The sequence below is a fragment of the Methylibium sp. genome, assembly GCF_965279545.1.
Classification (GTDB): Bacteria; Pseudomonadota; Gammaproteobacteria; order Burkholderiales; family Burkholderiaceae_C; genus Methylibium.
Map to the genome: position 1 here is coordinate 3,696,584 of NZ_OZ257250.1, position 20,303 is coordinate 3,716,886.

18 protein-coding genes are annotated in these 20,303 nt (G+C 70.1%); 10 read left to right on the top strand and 8 right to left on the bottom strand.

Features of this window, described 5'->3' with window-relative positions:
• Positions 1-4: 4 nt before the first annotated feature.
• Genes ACQY9S_RS17350 through ACQY9S_RS17360 form a run of 3 tightly spaced genes read left to right on the top strand, consistent with a single transcriptional unit; the run spans position 5 to position 2,202 of the window.
• On the top strand, positions 5-895 hold the full coding sequence (locus ACQY9S_RS17350) for a TPM domain-containing protein (protein ID WP_428421377.1): 891 nt from the start codon (positions 5-7) through the stop codon (positions 893-895).
• A complete protein-coding gene (locus ACQY9S_RS17355; RefSeq protein ID WP_428421378.1) occupies positions 895-1,401 on the top strand; it encodes a TPM domain-containing protein in 507 nt (168 codons plus the stop codon). The genes ACQY9S_RS17350 and ACQY9S_RS17355 overlap by 1 nt, the downstream gene beginning before the upstream one ends.
• 30 nt (positions 1,402-1,431) lie before the next feature.
• Positions 1,432-2,202 carry a DUF4399 domain-containing protein gene (locus ACQY9S_RS17360; RefSeq protein ID WP_428421379.1) on the top strand — a complete coding sequence of 257 codons (771 nt, stop codon included), beginning with the start codon at positions 1,432-1,434 and terminating at the stop codon, positions 2,200-2,202.
• A 39-nt stretch (positions 2,203-2,241) separates the two neighbouring features.
• Here ACQY9S_RS17360 and ACQY9S_RS17365 read toward each other — a convergent pair whose 3' ends face one another.
• The 7 genes from ACQY9S_RS17365 to argS form a co-directional block, all read right to left on the bottom strand.
• Positions 2,242-3,507: a THUMP domain-containing class I SAM-dependent RNA methyltransferase gene (locus ACQY9S_RS17365; protein WP_428421380.1), complete on the bottom strand. Its 1,266-nt coding sequence runs from the start codon at positions 3,505-3,507 to the stop codon at positions 2,242-2,244.
• A gap of 151 nt (positions 3,508-3,658) precedes the next feature.
• Positions 3,659-5,182, bottom strand: a complete 1,524-nt coding sequence (locus ACQY9S_RS17370) for an RNA polymerase factor sigma-54 (RefSeq protein WP_428421381.1) — start codon at positions 5,180-5,182, stop codon at positions 3,659-3,661.
• A complete protein-coding gene (gene lptB / locus ACQY9S_RS17375; protein WP_428421382.1) occupies positions 5,182-5,937 on the bottom strand; it encodes an LPS export ABC transporter ATP-binding protein in 756 nt (251 codons plus the stop codon). Before lptB ends, ACQY9S_RS17370 begins: the two co-directional genes overlap by 1 nt.
• Positions 5,934-6,545, bottom strand: a complete 612-nt coding sequence (lptA, locus tag ACQY9S_RS17380; RefSeq protein ID WP_428421384.1) for a lipopolysaccharide transport periplasmic protein LptA — start codon at positions 6,543-6,545, stop codon at positions 5,934-5,936. The genes lptB and lptA overlap by 4 nt, the downstream gene beginning before the upstream one ends.
• Positions 6,546-6,652: 107 nt before the next feature.
• Positions 6,653-7,297, bottom strand: coding sequence for a thiol:disulfide interchange protein DsbA/DsbL (locus ACQY9S_RS17385; RefSeq protein ID WP_428421385.1), 645 nt, complete (start codon positions 7,295-7,297; stop codon positions 6,653-6,655).
• 59 nt (positions 7,298-7,356) lie between these two features.
• The gene (locus ACQY9S_RS17390; protein WP_428421387.1) at positions 7,357-7,986 is read right to left on the bottom strand and encodes an SPOR domain-containing protein; all 630 of its coding nucleotides are present in this window, start codon (positions 7,984-7,986) and stop codon (positions 7,357-7,359) included.
• Positions 7,987-7,997: 11 nt separating this feature from the next.
• The gene (gene argS / locus ACQY9S_RS17395) at positions 7,998-9,683 is read right to left on the bottom strand and encodes an arginine--tRNA ligase (protein ID WP_428421389.1); all 1,686 of its coding nucleotides are present in this window, start codon (positions 9,681-9,683) and stop codon (positions 7,998-8,000) included.
• Between the two features lie 130 nt (positions 9,684-9,813).
• On the opposite strand from argS, the gene ACQY9S_RS17400 reads away from it, so the two are divergent.
• Together ACQY9S_RS17400 and ACQY9S_RS17405 are read left to right on the top strand one after the other, a co-directional pair.
• The gene (locus ACQY9S_RS17400; protein ID WP_428421390.1) at positions 9,814-11,157 is read left to right on the top strand and encodes a serine/threonine-protein kinase; all 1,344 of its coding nucleotides are present in this window, start codon (positions 9,814-9,816) and stop codon (positions 11,155-11,157) included.
• A gap of 170 nt (positions 11,158-11,327) precedes the next feature.
• On the top strand, positions 11,328-11,627 hold the full coding sequence (locus ACQY9S_RS17405) for a PsiF family protein (RefSeq protein WP_428421392.1): 300 nt from the start codon (positions 11,328-11,330) through the stop codon (positions 11,625-11,627).
• A gap of 111 nt (positions 11,628-11,738) precedes the next feature.
• Here the strand turns inward: ACQY9S_RS17405 and ACQY9S_RS17410 are convergent, their stop codons facing one another.
• On the bottom strand, positions 11,739-12,653 hold the full coding sequence (locus tag ACQY9S_RS17410; protein ID WP_428421393.1) for a LysR family transcriptional regulator: 915 nt from the start codon (positions 12,651-12,653) through the stop codon (positions 11,739-11,741).
• A gap of 109 nt (positions 12,654-12,762) precedes the next feature.
• On the opposite strand from ACQY9S_RS17410, the gene ACQY9S_RS17415 reads away from it, so the two are divergent.
• The 5 genes from ACQY9S_RS17415 (at position 12,763) to ACQY9S_RS17435 (ending at position 20,103) form a co-directional block, all read left to right on the top strand.
• Entirely contained in the window at positions 12,763-13,473 is a 711-nt protein-coding gene (locus tag ACQY9S_RS17415; protein ID WP_428421395.1) for a haloacid dehalogenase type II, read from the top strand.
• 25 nt (positions 13,474-13,498) lie between these two features.
• Positions 13,499-15,085: a malate synthase A gene (aceB, locus tag ACQY9S_RS17420; RefSeq protein WP_428421397.1), complete on the top strand. Its 1,587-nt coding sequence runs from the start codon at positions 13,499-13,501 to the stop codon at positions 15,083-15,085.
• A gap of 117 nt (positions 15,086-15,202) precedes the next feature.
• On the top strand, positions 15,203-16,531 hold the full coding sequence (locus ACQY9S_RS17425) for an NAD(P)/FAD-dependent oxidoreductase (protein ID WP_428421398.1): 1,329 nt from the start codon (positions 15,203-15,205) through the stop codon (positions 16,529-16,531).
• Positions 16,532-16,691: 160 nt separating this feature from the next.
• On the top strand, positions 16,692-18,719 hold the full coding sequence (locus ACQY9S_RS17430; RefSeq protein WP_428421399.1) for a M13 family metallopeptidase: 2,028 nt from the start codon (positions 16,692-16,694) through the stop codon (positions 18,717-18,719).
• A 121-nt stretch (positions 18,720-18,840) separates the two neighbouring features.
• Positions 18,841-20,103 carry an NAD(P)/FAD-dependent oxidoreductase gene (locus ACQY9S_RS17435; RefSeq protein WP_428421400.1) on the top strand — a complete coding sequence of 421 codons (1,263 nt, stop codon included), beginning with the start codon at positions 18,841-18,843 and terminating at the stop codon, positions 20,101-20,103.
• Positions 20,104-20,303 lie beyond the last annotated feature (200 nt).

Here is a 20,303-nt window from a genome sequence, read left to right on the forward strand (position 1 = left end):
CGGGATGCGCGCCTGGCGCCTGCTCGCCGCGTGCCTCGCGCTGCTGTTGGCGGGTGGCGGCGTCGGCGCGCAGGACCTGCGGCCGGTGCCGGTGCTCAGCGCCAGCGTGATCGACCAGACCGGCACGCTGACCCGCGCGCAGATCAGCGCACTGGAGGCCAAGCTCGCCGCGTTCGAGCGCGATGCCGGCTCGCAGCTGGTGGTGCTGGTGGTCGCCAGCACGCAGCCCGAGGACATCGCCAGCTACGCCCAGCGGGTCGGTGACGCCTGGAAGCTCGGGCGGCGCGAGGTCGGTGACGGCCTGATCATCCTGGTCGCCAAGGACGACCGCAAGGTCCGCATCGAAGTCGCGAAGGCGCTCGAAGGCGCCGTGCCCGACCTGGCCGCCAGGCAGATCATCGACCGTGCGCTGACGCCGGCTTTTCGCGCCGGCGACTTTGCGGGCGGACTCAACGCCGCGATCGACCAGCTCGCCGCGCGCATCCGCGGCGAAGGCCTGCCGGCGCCGGGGCCGCGGGCGGCCAAGCCCGGCGCGCAGTGGCAGGACTTCGCGCTCTTCTTCCTGCTGGCGGTGCCGATCGCCGGCGCCGTGCTCACCGGCGTGCTCGGCCGCAAGCTCGGCACGCTGGCCACCGGCGCCGGTGCCGGCGGCCTGGCCTGGGCCGTGACCGCGAGCCTGCTGGTGGGCGGCGCCGCGGCGCTCGTGGCGCTGGTGCTGGTGGGCGTTCTGGGCCTGGGCGCGGCGCGGCGGCGCGGTCTCGACGCCGGGGGGCACGGGGTGCCGCCTTTCATCGGCGGCGGCTGGGGTGGCGGCGGTGGTGGCGGCGGCGGCGGCGGTTTCTCGTCGGGCGGCGGCGGCGACTTCGGCGGCGGTGGTGCCTCGGGGGACTGGTGATGAACAGGCTGATCCGGCTGCTGCGCCACCGCTGGCTCGACGAGGACGACGTGCGCCGCGCGCTGGGCCCGGTCGCGCTCGATCGCATCGAGCAGCGCGTGCGCGCCAGCGAGGCGGCTCACAGCGGCGAGATCCGCGTCTGCGTCGAGGCCGGCCTGCCGCTGGGCTACCTGTGGCGCGACCTGAGTGCACGGCAGCGCGCGCTGACGCTGTTCGGCAAGCTGCGCGTGTGGGACACCGAGCACAACAACGGCGTGCTGATCTACCTGCTGCTGGCCGAGCACCGCATCGAGATCGTGGCCGATCGCGGCCTCACACGGCAGGTCGACGCGGCGCACTGGCAGGCCATCGTGGACGGCATGGGTGCAGCCTTCCGCGAGCGGCGCTTCGAGGACGGGCTCAATGCCGCGATCGACGCCGTCGACGCGCTGCTGCGCGAGCATTTCCCGCTGGCGCCAGGGGCCGACAACCCCAACGAACTGCCGGACGCACCGGTCTTGCGCTGACTTCCAACCTCCAACCGAAAGACCGACACGATGCGCCCTTGTCTTGCCTGGATTGCGGCGGCCTTGCTGGCCGCACCGGCCCTGGCGGCCGATCACCCGTGGCTCAGTTCGCCGCTGCGCACGCAGCAGCCGGAGACCTACTTCACCAACCTGCGCGACGGCGACCGGATCGAGACGCCCTTCGTGCTGAAGTTCGGCCTGTCGCGCTATGGGCTCGCGCCCATCGTCAAGCCGGTCGAAGGGGCCGGCCACCACCACCTGCTGGTGAACCGCGACCTGCCGCTGGACTTCAAGAAGCCGCTGCCCTTCAACGACCAGTACATCCACTTCGGCAAGGGCCAGATGGAAACGGTGCTGAGTTTCGTGCCCGGCACCTACACGCTGCGGCTGCTGCTGGCGGACCACAAGCACATCCCCTACTTCATCTACAGCAAGCCGATGACGATCACGGTGACGAAGAAGAACGAGGACGTCGACCCGAAGAGCCTGATCCAGCCCGGCGTCGCGATCCTCGAGCCGCGCGGCGGCGAGCCGCAGCACACGCCCTTGCGGGTGCGGCTGCATGCCTCGGGCCTGAGCGTGGGCCATGTGGACATCCAGGACCAGGGCGTCGGTCACTTCCGCCTGATCGCCGAGCGGGCCGGCGCGCCGGCCGAGCGCATCGACCTCGTCAAGGGCCTGACCGAGGTCTGGCTCGCGCCGCCGCCGGGGAGCTACAAGCTGCGGGTCGAACTGGTCCAGAACGTCGACCAGCAGGTGATGGCCACGTCCGCCCCCATCGATCTGGACGTGCGGCGCTGAGCCGCTAGCGAACGGGTGCCGGGCGACGGCCCGGCGCGCTCAAGCGGGTTCGCGCATCGAGCCGGCGACCAGATCGAAGCGGAACAGGCGGCATTCGATCGGGCCATTCCACATCGGCACGCGCCGGCTCTCCTTCAGGCGCATCGCCTGCGGCAGCTTCATGTCGGGGCTGAGCACCCACGCGGTCCAGCCCGGATAGGCGCGCTTCCAGTGCGCGGCGAGACGGGAGAAGAACTCGCTTGCCGAGGCGCCGCCCTCGAAGCCTTCGCGCGCCGGCGGGGGCGGCGGAGCGCGCCGCCCCGCCTCGCCGCGCGACCCCTTCGGGTCGATGCGCTCGCCGTACGGCGGGTTCAGCATCAAGGTGCCGCGCGCTGCGGGTGCGGTGCGCTGCAGCGCGTCGACCGTCTTGAGCTCGATCGCGGCGCTGACGCCCGCGCGCTCGGCGTTGCGGGCCGCGAAGTCGGTCATGCGAAACGCCACGTCGCCCGCGAAGATCGGCACCGCGCTCGCGTGCACCCGGGCCCGGGCCGCCTCGCGGAGTTCGCGCCACGCGCGCTGCGGGCCGGCGTCGCGGAACGGGCCGAGGCGCTCGAAGGCGAAGCGGCGCAGCGAGCCGGGTGCGATGCCGCAGGCGATCTGCGCCGCCTCGATCGCGATCGTGCCGGAGCCGCACACCGGGTCGAGCAGCGGCCCGTCCGATTCGCGGCCCTGCCAGTCGGCGGCAGCCAGCAGTGCGGCGGCCAGCGTCTCCTTCAGCGGCGCCTCGCCCTGGTCTTCGCGCCAACCGCGCTTGAAGAGGGCCTCGCCCGAGGTGTCGACATAGAGCGTCGCCTGCTCGGGTGCCAGGTGCAGCTGCAGGGGCAGGTCGGGGCGGCGCGTGTCGACACTGGGGCGCGCGCCGAGGGCGTCGCGCATCGCGTCGCAGACGCCGTCCTTGATGCGCAGCGCGGCGAAGTTCAGGCTCTTCAGCGGTGCGCGCTGGGCGGTCACGTCCACCTTCAGGGTCTGCGTCGGGGTGATCCAGTCCGGCCAGTGCGGGCTGCGTGCCAGCGCATACAGGTCGTCCTCGCTGCGGTAGGGTGCTTGCGCCACCTGCCACAGCACGCGCTGCGCGAGCCGGCTGCCGAGGTTCAGCGCCATCGCTTCGCGCGGGCCGCCCTGCACCAGCACGCCGCCACGCTGCAGCTGCGCCGGCGCATCCGGCAGCAGCCGGGCCACCTCGTCGGCCAGCAAGGCCTCGACGCCGGCAGCGCAGGGGAGAAACAGCGAAGACGAGGGTCCGTCGTGCGGTAAAGCGGCGTTCATGCGTGTCCGTTTCTTGTACTGGTGCGCCCGTTCGCGCAGGCTCCCGTGGGCCGTCATTTCGACGGGCGACGGGCCGCTGGTCAGCGAGTGCCGGCGTGCCCGGTTTGCCCCGATCGCGTGCGGACCGCCCGGGCAGTGATCGCCCGGCGCCTCACATCATCGTGCGCCGCAGGTTCGCCGGCGCGATCTTCAGCGCTTCACGGTACTTCGCCACCGTGCGGCGTGCCACCTGGATGCCCTGTTCTTCGAGCATGCTGCTGAGCTGGCTGTCCGACAGCGGTTTCTTGGCGTCCTCGGCGCTGACCAGCTGCTTGATCAGCGCGCGCACCGCGGTGCTCGACGCGTTGCCGCCGGCCTCGGTGTTGAGCGAGGAGCCGAAGAAGTACTTCAACTCGAAGGTGCCGTAGGGCGTGGACATGTACTTGGCCGTGGTCACGCGCGAGATGGTCGACTCGTGCAGGCCCAGCTCGTCGGCGATCTCGCGCAGCACCAGCGGCTTCATCGCGATCGCGCCATGGCTGAAGAAGGACTTCTGCCGCTCGACGATGGCCTGCGAGACGCGCTGGATGGTGTCGAAGCGCTGCAGGATGTTCTTCATGAACCAGCGCGCTTCCTGCAGCCGCGAACTCAGGCCGGCGCCCGATTCGGTGCGCGCGCCGCGCTGCTGCTTGATCGCCTGCGCGTAGAGGTCGTTGATGCGCAGCTTGGGCATCACGTCGGGATTGAGCACGACGCGCCAGCCGCGGCCGGCCTTCTGCACGATCACGTCGGGCACGATGATGTTGGCCTCGGCCTTGGTGAACGGGCGGCCGGGCTTGGGCTCGCAGTGCACGATCAGGGCCTGCGCGGCCTTCAGCAGCTCCTCGTCGGCACCGGTGGCGGCCATCAGCTTCTTGCCGTCGCGCCGGGCCAGCAGCTCGAGGTGGTACTTGCAGATCAGGATCGCGATCATCTGCGCCTCGCAGCGCGGTCCGGCCCGCAGCTGCAGCGTCAGGCACTCCGACAGGTCGCGCGCGCCGACGCCCAGCGGCTCCAGGTTGTGCAGCCACTTCAGGGCGCAGCGCAGGCGGTCGAGCAGCTCCTCGGCCGCGACGTCGTCCTCGTCGCCGGCCAGGCGCTGCGCGATCTCTTCCAGCGGATCGGCGAGGTAGCCGTCCTCGTCGAGCGATTCGATCAGCACCATCACCGCGCCGCGGTCGTCGTCGCTCAGGCGCATGCCGCGCAGCTGCTCGCGCAGGTGGTCCTGCAGGCTCACCCCGGCGCTGCTGCGCTCCATCGGGTCGAAGTCGTCGCTGTCGTTGTTGCTGGCCTTGCCGGGCGTCTCGCGGATGCCGTCGAAGTCCTCGCGCTCGGTGCCGTTCTCCCAGTCCTCGCGCTCGGTGGCGCCGAACTCGGCCGCGTCCACCGCGACCGGCTCGGGGTCGGCGGCGACCTCGGACCCCGAGCCTTCCCAGGCCTCGTCGGCCTGCCGCTCGGTGACCGTGGCGCGCTCCACCGGCGCGTCGAACGGCGTCGGTGCGTCCTCCTCGACTTCGAGGAAGGGGTTCTGCTCTAGCATCTGCTCGACTTCCTGATGGAGTTCGAGCGTGGAGAGCTGCAGCAGCCGGATCGACTGCTGCAGCTGCGGCGTCAGCGCCAGATGCTGCGAAAAACGGACCTGCAGGGAAGGCTTCATCACATCCTGAAGTGTTCGCCGAGGTAGACCTTGCGCACGTCGGGGTTCTCGACGATCTGCTCGGGGGTGCCTTCGGCCAGCACGCGTCCTTCACTGATGATGTAGGCGCGGTGGCAGATGCCCAGGGTCTCGCGCACGTTGTGGTCGGTGATCAGCACGCCGATGCCGCGGCTCTTGAGGAAGCCGATGATTCGCTGGATCTCGATCACCGCGATCGGGTCGACACCGGCGAACGGCTCGTCGAGCAGGATGAAGCGCGGTTGCGTCGCCAGCGCGCGGGCGATCTCGACGCGCCGGCGCTCACCGCCCGACAGCGCCGGTGCCGGGCTGTCGCGCAGCTTGTCGATCGACAGGTCGTGCAGCAGGCCGTCGAGCAACTCGTCGATGCGGGCCTTGGTGAAGGCCTTGCCGCGCTCGTCGAACTGCAGCTCCAGCACCGCACGGATGTTCTCCTCGACGGTGAGCTTGCGGAAGATCGAGGCTTCCTGCGGCAGGTAGGACAACCCGAGGCGAGAGCGCTGGTGGATCGGCAGCCGCTCGATCGGTGCGCCGTCGATGCGGATTTCGCCGGCATCGGCGCGCACCAGGCCGACGATCATGTAGAAGCTGGTGGTCTTGCCGGCGCCGTTGGGTCCGAGCAGTCCCACCACCTCGCCGGCAGCGACCGCGACATGCACGTCCTTCACGACCTTGCGCGCGCCGTAGCTCTTCTGCAGGCCGCGGGCCTCGAGCCGGCTCGAGGTCTCCAGGTTCATGGCCGCCCCTTGCCCGACGCGGGAGCTGATGCGGGGTTCTCGCGCGGCGTCAGTACGCCCCGCACCCGGCCCGGGGCGGCCGCCGACTCCGGGCCGCCGAGCACCTGGAACACCTCGGTCACGTTGTCGTAGGAGATGGTATTGCCGGCCACCTCGTCGGCCAGGATGCTGCCGCGAAAACGCCGCAGCACCGCCTGGTTCACGAGCCGCACGGTGTCGCCGCGGCCGTCGTATTCGAGCCGCTCGGCCTCGCCTTCGATGGATTCGTCGCTGTTGTCACGCCGCTGGCGGAAGTAGGCGCGCTTGTTGGGCCAGCCAGTCGCCACGGCCGATTGGTAGCCCTCGGGGCTCTGTCGCACCTCGACCCGGTCTGCCCGGATCACGATCGTGCCCTTGGTGATCTCCACGTTGCCGGAAAGAATGTTGACCTGCTTGATTTCGTCGACCCGGGCCGAGTCGGCGGCGAACGCCAGCGGCTGGTTGCGATCGGTCTTCTCGGCCCACGCCGGGGCCACAAGCGCGGCGCCCAGCAAGGCCAGGGCACTGAGTCGCCCGCAATGCGTCACGCTGGTGCGCCGCAACGCAGGATAGGGGGTCGGAGCAGGCATGAATGGAATCGGCATGAATCTTGCTGCCGATTCTAGGGCGTGTTCAGCTGCTTGCCACGGGCCGCAGCGGCCTCGGCCGCTACTGTGGCGTCGATGCCAATCGAGGGTCAGCCGCCCTTGCGGATCTGCGCAATCAGGTAATCCGTGACAGCCAGCGCGCGGTCATTGCTGCCGGCGAGCGAGCCCGAGGTGTAGTAGGACCCGTTGATGCCGAGTGCCGGCGTGCCGTCGATCTTGTAGCCGGCCGACAGCGCCGCAGCTTGGCGTGCCTTGGTCTGGACCGAGAACGAGTTCATCACGTCGAGGAACTTGGCCTTGTCCACGCCGTTCCTGGCGACGAAATCGCCGATCGACTCGATGGTGTTCAACGGCAGGCGCTCGACGTGCATCGCGTTGAAGACCTTGCGGTGCAGCGAGTCGACCAGCCCCAGGACCTCGATCGCGAAGTACAGCTTTTGGTGCAACACGAACGGCACTTCGCGAAAGGCCACCGGCAGGCGCCTGAAATTGAGGTCCGGCGGCAGCTTCTTGACCCAGGCCTCGAGCATCGGCTCGAAGACATGGCAGTGCGGGCAGCCATACCAGAAGAACTCGACCACCTCGATCTTCTTCGGGTCCTGCGTCGGCTGGCGTTGCGACAGCTTCACGTAGTCCCTGCCCTCGGCCGGGCCGCCCTGCGCGTGCGTGGTGGCGGGCAACAGACCCGCGAAGGTGGCAGCCACCGACAAGGTCGTGAAGTCACGACGGTTCATGAGCATCCTTTCAGCGATCGGACAGACGCAGCGGTGGAGTCATCCCTCGGCCGCGAAGTTCATTTTTGCACCCGCACCAGCGCCGACACCGCGCCCGCGCCGTCCAGCGTCTCCTTCACCTTTTCGGCGTCGGTACGCTGAGTGAACGGACCGACTCGCACACGGTACATCGTGCGCCCCGATTGCTCGCGCTCGGTGATCTTGGACTCGAAACCCTGGATCGCCAGCTTGGCACGTTGCGCCTCGGCTTCCTCGGTACGGGCATAGGCGCCGACCTGCACGAAATAGACAAACGCTTCGGAGCTGCCGGTGGTGGACAGGTCGGGGCCGGGCTTGGCCGGGCCACCGCCGCCGAGGATGGCGGCCGGGTCGCGTGCGTCGGGCGCCGGCTTGGGGAGGGCGGCGGTCGGCCCCGAGGCCGCGGGCGCACCGGCGCTGGAGGCCGCGCCCGCCGCCGGCTTCTTGCCGTACAGCGGCGTGTTGGGATCCCAGTTGCGGTTGCGTTCGGCCTCGGCGGCGTCCTGCTCGACAGTGCGCTGCGGGACCTTGTTGATGAACGGGATCGGCACCTTGGTGACGTACAGCGCGACGCCGAGCGCGAGCGCCAGGCCGACCAGCAGGCCGACGATCAGGCCGACGATGAAGCCGCCGCGCTGCGACGAGCGGCGTGGGAAGGGGAAGAAGGGCATGGCAGCTCCGGTCACATCCTGTCGGGGGCGCTGACGCCGAGCACCGCCAGGCCGTTGCGCAGCACCTGCGCGGTGGCGGCAAGCAAGGCCAGCCGGGCGCGGCTGAGCGCCGCGTCGTCGGTGAGAAAGCGCTCGGCCGCGTAGTAGCTGTGGAAGGCGCCGGCCAGGTCGCGCAGGTAGAAGGCCACGTCGTGCGGCGCCAGGCTGTCGGCGGCGCCGCTCAGCATCACCGGGTAGGCGGCCAGCTTGAGCATCAGCGCGGCCTCGGTCGGCGCGACCAGCCGCGCCAGGTCGGCCTGGGGCAGCGTGGCCGGGTCGCCGGCCTGCTGCTCGCGCCACTGCACGATGACCGAGCAGATGCGCGCGTGCGCGTACTGCACGTAGTAGACCGGGTTCTCGTCGTTCTTCTTCAGCGCCAGGTCGACGTCGAACACGAACTCGGTGTCGGCCTTGCGGCTGATCAGGAAGAAGCGCACCGCGTCCTTGCCGGTCCAGTCGATCAGGTCGCGCAGCGTCACGTAGCTGCCGGCGCGCTTGGAGATCTTGACCTCCTCGCCGCCGCGCATCACGGTGACCATCTTGTGCAGCACGTAGTCGGGGTAGCCGGCCGGGATGCCCACGTTCGCGGCCTGCAGCCCGGCGCGCACCCGCGCGATCGTGCCGTGGTGGTCGCTGCCCTGGATGTTGATCACCTTGTGGTAGCCGCGCTCCCACTTGTTGACGTGGTAGGCCACGTCGGGCACGAAGTAGGTGTAGCTGCCGTCGGACTTCTTCATGACGCGATCCTTGTCGTCGCCATAGTCGGTGGTGCGCAGCCACAGCGCACCGCCGTCCTCGAAGGTCTTGCCGGCCGCGACCAGCTTGCCCACCGTGGCTTCGACCCGCCCGGTCGCGTACAGGCTGGATTCCAGGAAGTAGTGGTCGAACCGGACGCCGAAGGCCTGCAGGTCGAGGTCCTGCTCGTGGCGCAGGTAGGCCACGGCGAACTGGCGGATGCCGTCCAGGTCGGCCGGGTCGCCGGAGGCGGTGAACTCGCGGTCGTCGGCCTTGACGGTCTTCTTCGCCACGAAGTCGGCGGCGATGTCGGCGATGTAGTCGCCGTTGTAGGCGCTCTCGGGCCAGCCCGCGTCGCCCGGCTTCAGGCCCTGGAGGCGCGCCTGGGTCGATGCGGCGAGCGTGCCGATCTGCACGCCGGCGTCGTTGTAATAGAACTCGCGCGTGACCTGCCAGCCCTGGGTCTCGAACAGCTTGCAGATCGCGTCGCCGAGCGCCGCCTGGCGGCCGTGGCCGACGTGCAGCGGGCCGGTCGGGTTGGCCGAGACGAACTCGACCAGCGCGCGCTCGGTGGTGGCCGGCTGGCGGCCGAATTCGGTGCCGGCCGCCAGCACCTCGGCGACGATCTGCTGCTTGGTGCTGTCCTTGAGCCGCAGGTTGATGAAGCCGGGACCGGCGATCTCGAGCGCCGCGACCCAGCGCTGCACCGCCTCGCGCCGCTGCAGCGCGTCGATCAGGGCCTGGGCCAGCTCGCGCGGGTTGCGCTTGAGCGGCTTGGCGAGCTGCATCGCCGAGGTGATGGCGAGGTCGCCGTGGGCGGCCTGTTTCGGACTTTCGAAAGCGGCGACGGGGGGCTGCTCGGGGGCCAGCTCGGTGAGCGCATCGCCGAGGGCCGCCAGGAGCTCTTGCTGGGCACGGATCATCGGCGGATTCTAGGGGCCGGGTCGGCGCACGATCGGTGGGCAGTCCTTCACGCCGGACGGGACGGCGAGCGTGGCGCGCTTGTCCCCGACATCAGGGTGATGGAAAGATGCCGCCACACTTGCGCCTGCCATGAGTCCTCCCGCTGCCTCCTCCGACGCCCTGCCCGCGCGCATCGGCAAGTACCGCGTGCTGCGCAAGCTCGGCGAAGGCGCGACCAGCGAGGTCTTCCTGTGCCGCGACGACTTCAACGAACGCGACGTTGCCGTCAAGCGCGTGCGTGCCAGCGCGCTGGCCGATGTGAGCGAAGGCATGCTGAATGCTCGCTTCTTCGCCGCCGAAGCGGCGCTCGTCGGGCGGCTGCAGCACCCCAACGTCGTGCAGATCTTCGATGCGGTGCCCGATCCCGCAGAGCCCTACGTGGTGATGGAGTACGTCGCCGGCACCACGCTGCGGCCGTTTTGCCGCGCCGACCAGCTGCTGCCGCTGGACCAGGTGGTGGAAATCGGCTTCAAGTGCGCGATGGCGCTGGGCTACGTGTCGCGCCAAGGCCTGATCCACCGCGACGTGAAGCCGGCCAACCTGCTGGCCAGTACCAACGCGGCGGGCGACATCGTCGACGTCAAGGTCAGCGACTTCGGCAGCGTGCTGAACCTGACGTCCGACACGACCCAGGTGTTTCGCGTCGGATCGCTGGCCTACATGTCGCCCGAGCAGCTCGACGGCGGCACGCTCGATGCGCGCGCCGACGTCTACTCGCTCGGCGCGGTGCTCTACCACCTGATCGCCGGGCGGCCGCCGTTCGACGCGGTCGCGCAGTCGGTGCTGATGGCCCAGATCTACAGCGCCCAGCCGGCACCGCTGTCCGGCCTGCGCGGCGGGGTCGGGCCGGCGCTCGACGCGGTGATCCAGCGCGCGCTCGCCAAGCGGGCCGACGACCGCTATGCCGACTGGGACGAGTTCGCCCAGGCGCTGTCGTCGCTGGTCGCCAACCGCCAGGTGCCGCGCGGCCAGGTCCAGGGCGTGCTCGACTCCGAGCGCTTCACGCTGCTGCGCTCGCTCGAGTTCTTCAGCCAGTTCGGCGACGTGGAGCTGTGGGAGGTGGTGCACCGCGCCAGCTGGCAGCGCTACCCGCTCGGCCACCTGATCTACCGCCGCGGTGAGGAGGGCAACACCTTTCACATCATCGCGGACGGTGCGGTCGACGTGTACCGCGACAGCCAGCGCGTGGCGCACCTGGGCGCCGGCACCTCGGTCGGCGAAATGGTCTACCTCGCGCCGAACCCCGAGCTGCGCCGTCACAGCACCGACGTGACGGTGGTCGCGCCGGCGACGATGATCTCCTTCACCCCCGACTCGATGGCGCGGCTGAGCCCCGGCTGCCGCCACCTGTTCGACGAGGCCTTCATCCGCGTGCTGGTGCGCCGCCTGCATGTGGCGCACGAGACGCTGGCGCATCCGCGGCGCATCGCTTAGGACCTGTTCACGCTAGCGGAGCGACGGTCGCAGCTGACAGCCGGCCTTCGGCAGGTCAACGTCGCGTTGCGCGTCACGTTGAATCGCTTGTGGCGCACGCGGGCCTCGTGCTTCAATGGCCGCGGCGGTGTTCGCCGCACAACCCCCGTTCCCCAAGCGAAGGAGATCCGATGAAACACCTGCTCACCGCAGCGGCCTTGTGTGCGGCCGTTCTCACCGCGCCTGTCCTTGCCGCCGATGGCGCGGCTTCGGCCCCCGGCAAGCCGACGGCGCAGCAAAGCAAGATGGGAACCTGCAACAAGGACGCCGCCGACAAGAAGGGTGACGAGCGCAAGGCCTTCATGAAGGAGTGCCTGTCGGCGAAGAAATCCACCCAGCAGGACAAGATGAAGACCTGCAACAAGGACGCCTCCGGCAAGAAGGGCGACGAACGCAAGGCCTTCATGAAGGAGTGCCTCAGCGGCAAGTGACTCGGGGGTGACCCTAGCACCATGAGCCCGGCCACGGCCGGGCTCATTCACTTGCGCACTGCCTGTGCGCGCGACCGCGTGGGTCTCGCGGCCCCTCCGGGTCGGCAGCGGTCAGCGCGGCTCGGCTGACCAATAGGCCGAGTCGCCGTAGGTGTGTTTCAGGAAATCGATCCACAGCCGCACGCGCAGCGGCAGATGCTTGCGCTGCGGGAACACTGCATAGATGCCGTTGGGCGGCGCCGCGAAGCTGTCCAGCAGCGTGACCAGCGCGCCGCCGGCCACCTCCTGCTCGACCTCCCAGGTGCTGCGCCAGGCGATGCCATGGCCGGCGAGGCACCAGTCGTGCAGCACCTGGCCGTCGGAGCAGTCGTAACGGCCGTTCGGCCGCAGGTGCGTCAGCTCGCCATCGATGCTGAAGGCCCAGCCGCGTGCCTGGCTGGCGTTCGAACTCAGCGTCAGGCACTGGTGGCGCGCCAGTTCGCCCGGATGCTGCGGCGTGCCCGCACGCTGCAGGTAGGCGGGCGCGGCCACGCACAGCCGCCGGTTGTCGGCCAAGCGCAGGCTGACCAGGCTCGAATCCGGCAGGTCGCCGACGCGCACCGCGCAGTCGTAGCCCTCGTTGACGATGTCGACCACGCGGTCGCTGAGGTTCAGCGACACCGACACATCGCGGTGCGCCTCGGCGAAACGCGGCACCAGCGGTGCCACATGGCGGCGACCGAAGCCGGCCGGGGCCGTCAGGCGCAAGTGACCGCTGGCCTTGACGCCGCCGGCACTGACGCTGGCCTCGGCATTGGCCAGGTCGGTCAGCAGGCGCTGGGCATCCTCGAGGAAGGCGCTGCCCTCGTGGGTCAGCGTGATGCGCCGGGTGGTGCGCACCAGCAGCTTGACGCCCAGGCGCTCTTCCAGTGCATCGATGCGGCGGCCGATCACCGCTGGTGCCACCCCCTCGGCGCCGGCCGCGGCGGTCAGGCTGCCCTTGGCGGCGACGGCGGCAAAGGATTCGATCTGCTTGAGGCGATCCATGGGGTTCTGATCATCCGTTTCGCGTTCAGATTATGGTTGTATAAGTAAAAGATCAAGCCCGAATCAGCCGATAAATAGGCCCGCAGGTTCGTAATAAAGTGCCGGCACGATGAAGCCGCCCAAGCCGCCCGCGCCCGTCCTCGCCGTGCTGTTCGACGCCTACGGCACGCTGTTCGACGTCTACAGCGTCGGCACGCTGGCCGAGCAGCTGTTCCCCGGCCGTGGCGAGGCGCTCGCCGTGCTGTGGCGCGACAAGCAGATCGACTACACCCGACTGGTCTCGATGAGCCAGCGCTACCGGCCCTTCTGGGAGCTCACGCGCGCCGGGCTGCGCTACGCCTGCGCCCGGCTGCAGCTCGACCTGACGCCCGAGCGCGAGACCCAGTTGCTGAACCAGTACCGCCACCTCGGCGCCTTTCCCGAGAACAAGGCGGTGCTGACGGCGCTCAAGGCGCGCGGCGTGACCACCGGCATCCTGAGCAACGGCGACCCCGAAATGCTGGGCATCGCTGTGCGCAGCGCCGGCTACGTGGACGACAAGGGCCAGGGCCTGCTCGACCATGTGCTCAGCGTCGAAAGCGTGCAGCGCTTCAAGACGGACCCCGCCGCCTACGCGCTCGGACCGCAGGCCCTCGGCCTGCCGGCGAAGCAGATCCTGTTCGTTTCCAGCAACGGCTGGGACGCGATCGGCGCCACTTGGTACGGTTACTGCACGCTGTGGGTCAACCGTTTCAAACTGCCGCTCGAGGCGCTCGACACCGAACCCACGCGCACCGGCAGCAGCCTGCGCGACGTGCTCGATTTCTTTCCCAAAACCTGAACCTCCCTGTCCTTAGGAGCCGACCATGACGACCCTCCAGTTGCCCGCGGGCATGCAGATCAACGCCGCCATCCTGCCCGGGTTCGAGAGCATCCTGACGAAGGACGCGCTCGAACTTGTCGCCAAGCTGCACCGCGCCTTCGAGCCGCGCCGCCAGGAACTGCTCGCCGCCCGCGCGGAACGCGCCAAGCGGCTCGACGCCGGCGAGCGCCCGGACTTCCTGCCCGAGACCAAGGCCGTCCGCGAAGGCGACTGGAAGATCGCGCCGATCCCGAAGGCGCTGGAATGCCGCCGCGTCGAGATCACCGGCCCGGTCGAGGCCAAGATGGTCATCAACGCCTTCAACTCGGGCGCCGACTCGTACATGACCGACTTCGAGGACAGCAACTCGCCGGTCTGGACGAACCAGATCCAGGGCCAGATCAACCTGTACAAGGCGATCCGCCGCACGCTCACGCTCGGCCAGGCCGGCAAGACCTACAAGCTCAACGACAAGATCGCCACGCTGCAGGTGCGCCCGCGCGGCTGGCACCTCGACGAGAAGCACGTGCTGGTCGATGGCCAGCGCGTCTCGGGCGGCATCTTCGATTTCGCGCTGTTCCTGTTCCACAACGCCAGGGAGCAGATCGAGCGCGGCGCCGGCCCGTTCTTCTACCTGCCGAAGATGGAATCGCACCTCGAGGCGCGGCTGTGGAACGACGTGTTCGTCGCGGCGCAAAAGGAGATCGGCCTGCCGCAGGGCACGATCAAGGCCACGGTGCTGATCGAGACCATCCTCGCCGCCTTCGAGATGGACGAGATCCTCTATGAGCTGCGCGAGCACAGCGCGGGCCTGAACGCCGGCCGCTGGGACTACATCTTCTCGTGCATCAAGAAGTTCAAGAACGACCGCGACTTCTGCCTGGCCGACCGCGCCAAGGTCACGATGACGGCGCCCTTCATGCGCGCCTACGCGCTGCTGCTGCTCAAGACCTGCCACAAGCGCGGCGCGCCGGCGATCGGCGGCATGAGCGCGCTGATCCCGATCAAGAACGATCCGGAGAAGAACGCCATCGCGATGGCCGGCATCATCAAGGACAAGCGCCGCGACGCGAACGACGGCTACGACGGCGGCTGGGTCGCGCATCCGGGCCTGGTCGAGTCGGCGATGAAGGAGTTCGTCGATGTGCTCGGCGACCGCCCGAACCAGATCGACCGCCAGAAGCCTTACACCCACATCACCGCCGCGCAGCTGCTGGAGTTCGCGCCCGAGACGCCGATCACCGAGGCGGGCCTGCGCATGAACATCAACGTCGGCATCTACTACCTCGGCTCCTGGCTGGCCGGCAACGGCTGCGTGCCGATCTACAACCTGATGGAAGACGCCGCCACCGCCGAGATCAGCCGTTCGCAGGTGTGGCAGTGGATCCGCTCGACGAAGGGCGTGCTGGAGGACGGTCGCAAGATCACGGCCGAGATGGTCAAGGGCATGGTCGCGCAGGAGCTCGACGGCATCAAGTCGGCCGGCTACGAAGGCACCACGATCGACCGCGCGGCGGAGATCTTCCAGCAGATGAGCACGCAGGACGCGTTCGCGGAGTTTCTGACCTTGCCGCTGTACGAGGAGATCTGATCCCCCGGGCGCGTGCCCGCCCGTGAGGACGGTGCACGCGCCGTGGTGCGGCCGCAGACGATGCGCCCGCCGGTGCGCACGGTTCCTGCATGAGTCCCGGTTCGCGCCGAACCGACCATGCCCGACGACCCCTGCACCCGGATCCTGATCGTCGGCGCCGGCTTTGCAGGCACCCAACTCGTGCGTTCGCTGCACCGCCGGCTGCCGGCCGGCGTGGCGCTGATGCTGCTGTCGGACGAGAGCTACACCACCTTCAACCCGATGCTGCCCGAGGCGGTGGGCGCCTCGGTCTTTCCCGAGCAGGTTGTCGTGCCGGTGCGCGAGATGACGCGCCAGGGTGGTGCCTGTCGCTTCATCATGGGCTCGGTGACCGATGTCGATCTCGCCGCGGGTCGCCTGAGCTGCCGCACCCTGGCGGGGGACCGGGAGCTGGACTACGACCATCTGGTGCTCGCAGTCGGCAACCGCGCCCGGCTCGACCTGATGCCCGGCATGGCCGAGCACGCGCTGCCGCTGAAGACCGTCGGCGACGCGATGCACATCCGCAACACCGTGCTGCGCCGCCTGGCCTGCATCGAACTCGAGGCAGATGCCGTGCTGCGCCGCGCGCTCGGGCACTTCATCGTCGTGGGCGGCGGCTTTTCCGGCGTCGAAGTGGCGGGCGAACTGGTCGACTGCCTGGCGAGCATCCGCCGCTACTACCCGCGCGTCGCGGCCGACGAGCTGCGCGTCACGGTGTTGCAGGGTCTGGACCGGCTGCTGCCCGAGCTGTCGCCGCGCCTCGGCGTCGCCGCGCTGGCCTCGCTGCGCGAGCGCGGCGTGGACGTGCGGCTGGACGTCCGTGCAACGCGCATCGCGGCCAGTGGTGTGCAGCTGGCCGACGGTGAGTTCATCGCGGGCCGCACGGTCATCGGCACGATCGGCAGCGCCGCCAATCCGCTGCTGGCGCGGCTGGGCCTGCCGACCAGCGGCGGCCGCGTCGTCGTCGCCCCCGACCTGTCGGTGCCGGGCTACCCGGGCCTGTGGGCCCTGGGCGACTGCGCCTGCGTGCCGAACGCCCTGGACGGCAGCACGGCGCCACCGACGGCCCAGTTCGCGGTGCGCGAGGCGAAGCACCTCGCGCACAACCTCGAAGCGGTGGTCACGGGTGCGCCGACCACGCCCTTTCGCTACCGCTCGCGCGGCATGATGGCCTCGATCGGCCACCTGAAGGGCGTCGCCGAGGTCGCCGGCGTGCCGCTCACCGGCTGGCCGGCCTGGCTGGTGTGGCGCGCCTACTACCTGTCGCAGATGCCGTCGTCCGGGCGGCGCTTGCGCATCTTCTTCGAGTGGTTCTGGGGCATGTTCTACCCACCCGACATCACCCACCTGCGCTTCACCCGCAGCGCCGAGCTGTGCGGCGACGAGGCCCGCCGCCAGCGCGAAACGGCCGCCACCACCGTCTGACGGACCTCGGCCGCCCTGCGCGGCACGCCGCCGCATGCCGGTGCGGGCACGGGGGCTTTGGCGGCGCACTAGAGTGGCGGCAACGCGCCGACGGCGCGCCCCGCAGTGAGCGCGGCCCCGGCCGCTCGGAGTGCACTCCTTGTATCCCTTCGTTTCTCCGTTGCGCCCCGTTCATGCCTGCGGCCTGCACCGCGCGCTGTTCGGTCCCGAGGCGAGCTCGGGCCAGGCCGAGCCCGGCGGGCCTGCCTCGGGCCTCGACCTGCGCCACTTCGATCCCGCGGTGCGACCGCAGGACGACCTGTTCCGTCATGTCAACGGACGCTGGCTCGAGCGCACGCAGATCCCGTCCGACCGCGCCTCCACCGGCGCCTTCGTGCAGATCCACGACCGCATCCAGGACCAGTTGTTGCGCCTGATCGAAGCTGCCGCGTCCGGCGGCGACCCCGAAGCCCGCCAGATCGCCGATCTGTACGCCAGCTTCATGGACGAGGCCACGATCGAGGCGCGCGGTCTCGCGCCGCTGCGCGCCGCGCTGGACGCGGTCGATGGGCTCGTCGAGCGTGCCCAGTTGAGCGCTTGGCTTGCCGACGCCCACCGCAGCGGCGTAGGCGCGCCGCTGACGCTCTCGATCGGCCAGGACGACCGCGACTCGACGCGCTATGTGCCCTTCGTCTCTCAAGGCGGGCTGGGCCTGCCCGACCGCGACTACTACCTGAAGGCGGACGACGCGCGTTTCGCCGAGGTGCGCATGCGGTACGTCGCGCACATGGCCGCAATGCTCGCGCTGGCCGGCGACGCCGAGGCCGACGCGGCGGCACATGCCGTGCTCGCGCTCGAGACCGAACTCGCGCGGGCCCAGTGGACACGCGTCGACAACCGCGATCCGGTGAAAACCTACAACCGCTGCGATGTCGCTGCGCTGCGCGCGCTCGCGCCGGCGATCGACTGGGACGTGTTCGCGGCCCGCACCGGCCTGGCTGGCAAGGCCGAGTGGTTGGTGGTCGGCCAACCGAGCTACCTGGGCGGCCTGTCGGCGCTGCTGGCGAGTGCCCCGCTGGCGGCGTGGAAGGCCTATGCGAAGCTGCGCGTGCTCAACGCCTACGCACCTTTCCTCGGCCGCGCCTTTGCCGACGCGCACTTCGCCTTTGCCGGCACGGTGCTGCGCGGCACGCCCGAGAACCTGGCGCGCTGGAAGCGCGGTGTGGCACTGGTCGAAGGCTGCCTCGGCGAAGGCCTGGGCAGGCTCTATGTCGCGCAGCACTTCCCGCCCGACCACAAGGCGCGCATGGAGGCCCTGGTCGCGCAGCTGATCGAGGCCTACCGGCACAGCATCGACTCCCTCGAGTGGATGGGCCCGGCGACGCGTGCGCAGGCCCAGGCCAAGCTCGCCCGGCTCACGACGAAGATCGGCTACCCCGCGCGCTGGCGCGACCACGGCGCGCTCGAGATCCGGCGCGACGACCTGGTCGGCAATGTGCGGCGCGCGCGCGAGTTCGAGCGGGCGCGCCAGCTCGCCAAGCTCGGCCGGCCGATCGATCGCGACGAGTGGGGTATGACGCCGCAGACCGTCAACGCCTACTACCACCCGTCGATGAACGAGATCGTGTTCCCGGCGTCCATCCTGCAGCCGCCCTTCTTCGACGCGGCGGCCGACGACGCGGTGAACTACGGCGCCATCGGCGCGGTCATCGGCCACGAGATCAGCCACGGCTTCGACGACGTGGGCAGCCAGTACGACAGCGAGGGCAACCTGCGCGACTGGTGGACCGCCGAAGACCGGGCCCGCTTCGCCGCGAAGACCGGTGTGCTGGTCGCGCAGTACGGCGCTTACGAGCCGCTGCCCGGCTATCCCGTGGACGGTGCGCTGTCGCTGGGCGAGAACATCGCCGACAACTCCGGGCTGGCGATCGCTTTCAAGGCCTACCAGCGCTCACTCGGCGGCGAGGCGGCGCCGGTCATCGACGGCCTGACGGGTGAGCAGCGCTTTTTCTACGGTTTCGCGCAGGTTTGGCGCGGCAAGCAGCGTGAAGCCGCACTGATCGAGCAGATCAAGGCCGGCCCGCACGCGCCCAGCGAGTTCCGCGCCAACGGGACGGCGCGCAACCACCCCGGCTTCTACGTCAGCTTCGGCGTGCAGCCGGGCGATGCGATGTACCTTGCGCCCGAGGCGCGCGTGTCGATCTGGTGAGGCAGGGCCACCCGGTCGCGCCGCGGGCGGGTGGCCCGCTGCCTGGTGGCGTCTCGGCGCGGCGAGCCAGCCGTCCCGACCTTCCTAGAATGCAGGCCGCACCTGCGTCCGCCAGCTCCGCATGACCACCGACCCGCTCAACCGCCGCCTCACCGATCTGCCCGCCGCCTGCGAGGTGCTCGTGGTCGGTGCCGGCCCGGCCGGCAGCGCGGCGGCCCGCACATTGGCACGGGCCGGGGTCGACGTGGTGCTGGTCGACCAGCACGCCTTCCCGCGCGACAAGGTCTGCGGCGATGGCCTCATCCCCGACGCGCACCGTGCGATGGCCCGGCTGGGTGTGCTGGACGAAGTGATGTCGCTCGCGCAGGCGGCCAGGCACCTGCGCTGCATCGCGCCGCGCAGCGGCCACATCGACGTACCGGGCACGCTGGCCGTGCTGCCGCGCAAGCAGCTCGACCTGGTGCTGTGCCGCGCCGCCGCCGAGGCGGGCGCGCGCATGCACGCACCGGTGCGCTTCACCGCGCCGCTCGAAGAAGACGGCCGGGTGGTCGGCGCGTGCCTGCAGGCGCATGACGAAGGTCGCGAAACGCGCGAGATTCGTGCCCGCTGGGTGCTGCTGGCCAGCGGCGCGGTGCCGCAGGCCAGCATCGCTGCCGGCGTGTGCGAGCGCCGCACGCCCAGCGCGGTGGCACTGCGCGGCTACGTGAAGAACGAGGCGATGGTCGGCCGCATCACCGAGCTCGAAGTGCTGTGGCACAAACGGCTCAAGCCCGGCTACGGCTGGATCTTCCCGTGCCCCGGCGGCGTGTTCAACATCGGCGTGGGCGTGGCGCAAAGCCACCGCAGCGACGCCGGCGGTCGCAACACCATGCAGGACGTGAACCTGCGCGAGGTGTTCGCCGCCTTCACCGAGGTGCATGCGCCGGCCCGCGCGCTGATGGCAGGCGGCACGCTGCTCGGCGAGCTCAAGGGGGCCCCGCTGCGCTGTTCGCTCGAGGGCGCGGCTTATTCGCGCCCCGGCCTGCTGGTGGCCGGCGAAGCCGCCGGGAGCACCTACGCGCTCACCGGTGAAGGCATCGGCAAGGCGCTCGAAACCGGCATCCTGGCCGCCGAGGCGGTGCTCGACGGCCAGCGCCTGACGCTCGGCGACGCCGCGGTGCGGGCCCGCTATGAAGCCGACCTCGCCGCACTGAAGCCGCGCTTCGAGATCTACGAAAAGGCCAACAGCGTCAACGAGCGGCCCTGGCTCGTCGACCTGCTGGTATGGAGCGCCAAGCGCAGCCCGCGCCGCCTGCAGCGCATGAGCGGTGTGCTCGAGGAGACCCACACGCCGGGCAACCTGGTGACGGCGCGCAGCTTCCTGAAGATGGTGTTCGAGCGCTGAGGTCATGGAGCCCCCGGCCGCGGCGTACTGCGGCTACTCCCCGCGAGGGTCTCAGCCGGCTTGGGGCGCCCGGCGCCCGGCCGAGGTCACCCCCGGGCTCGGGGGCGGAAGTCCTTTGCATTTGCCGCGGTGTCGGCGCCGGGGCTTGCTCGTGCGGGCGCGCTGGGCCAAGATGGCCCGCACCGGTTTCCTGGTTGTGG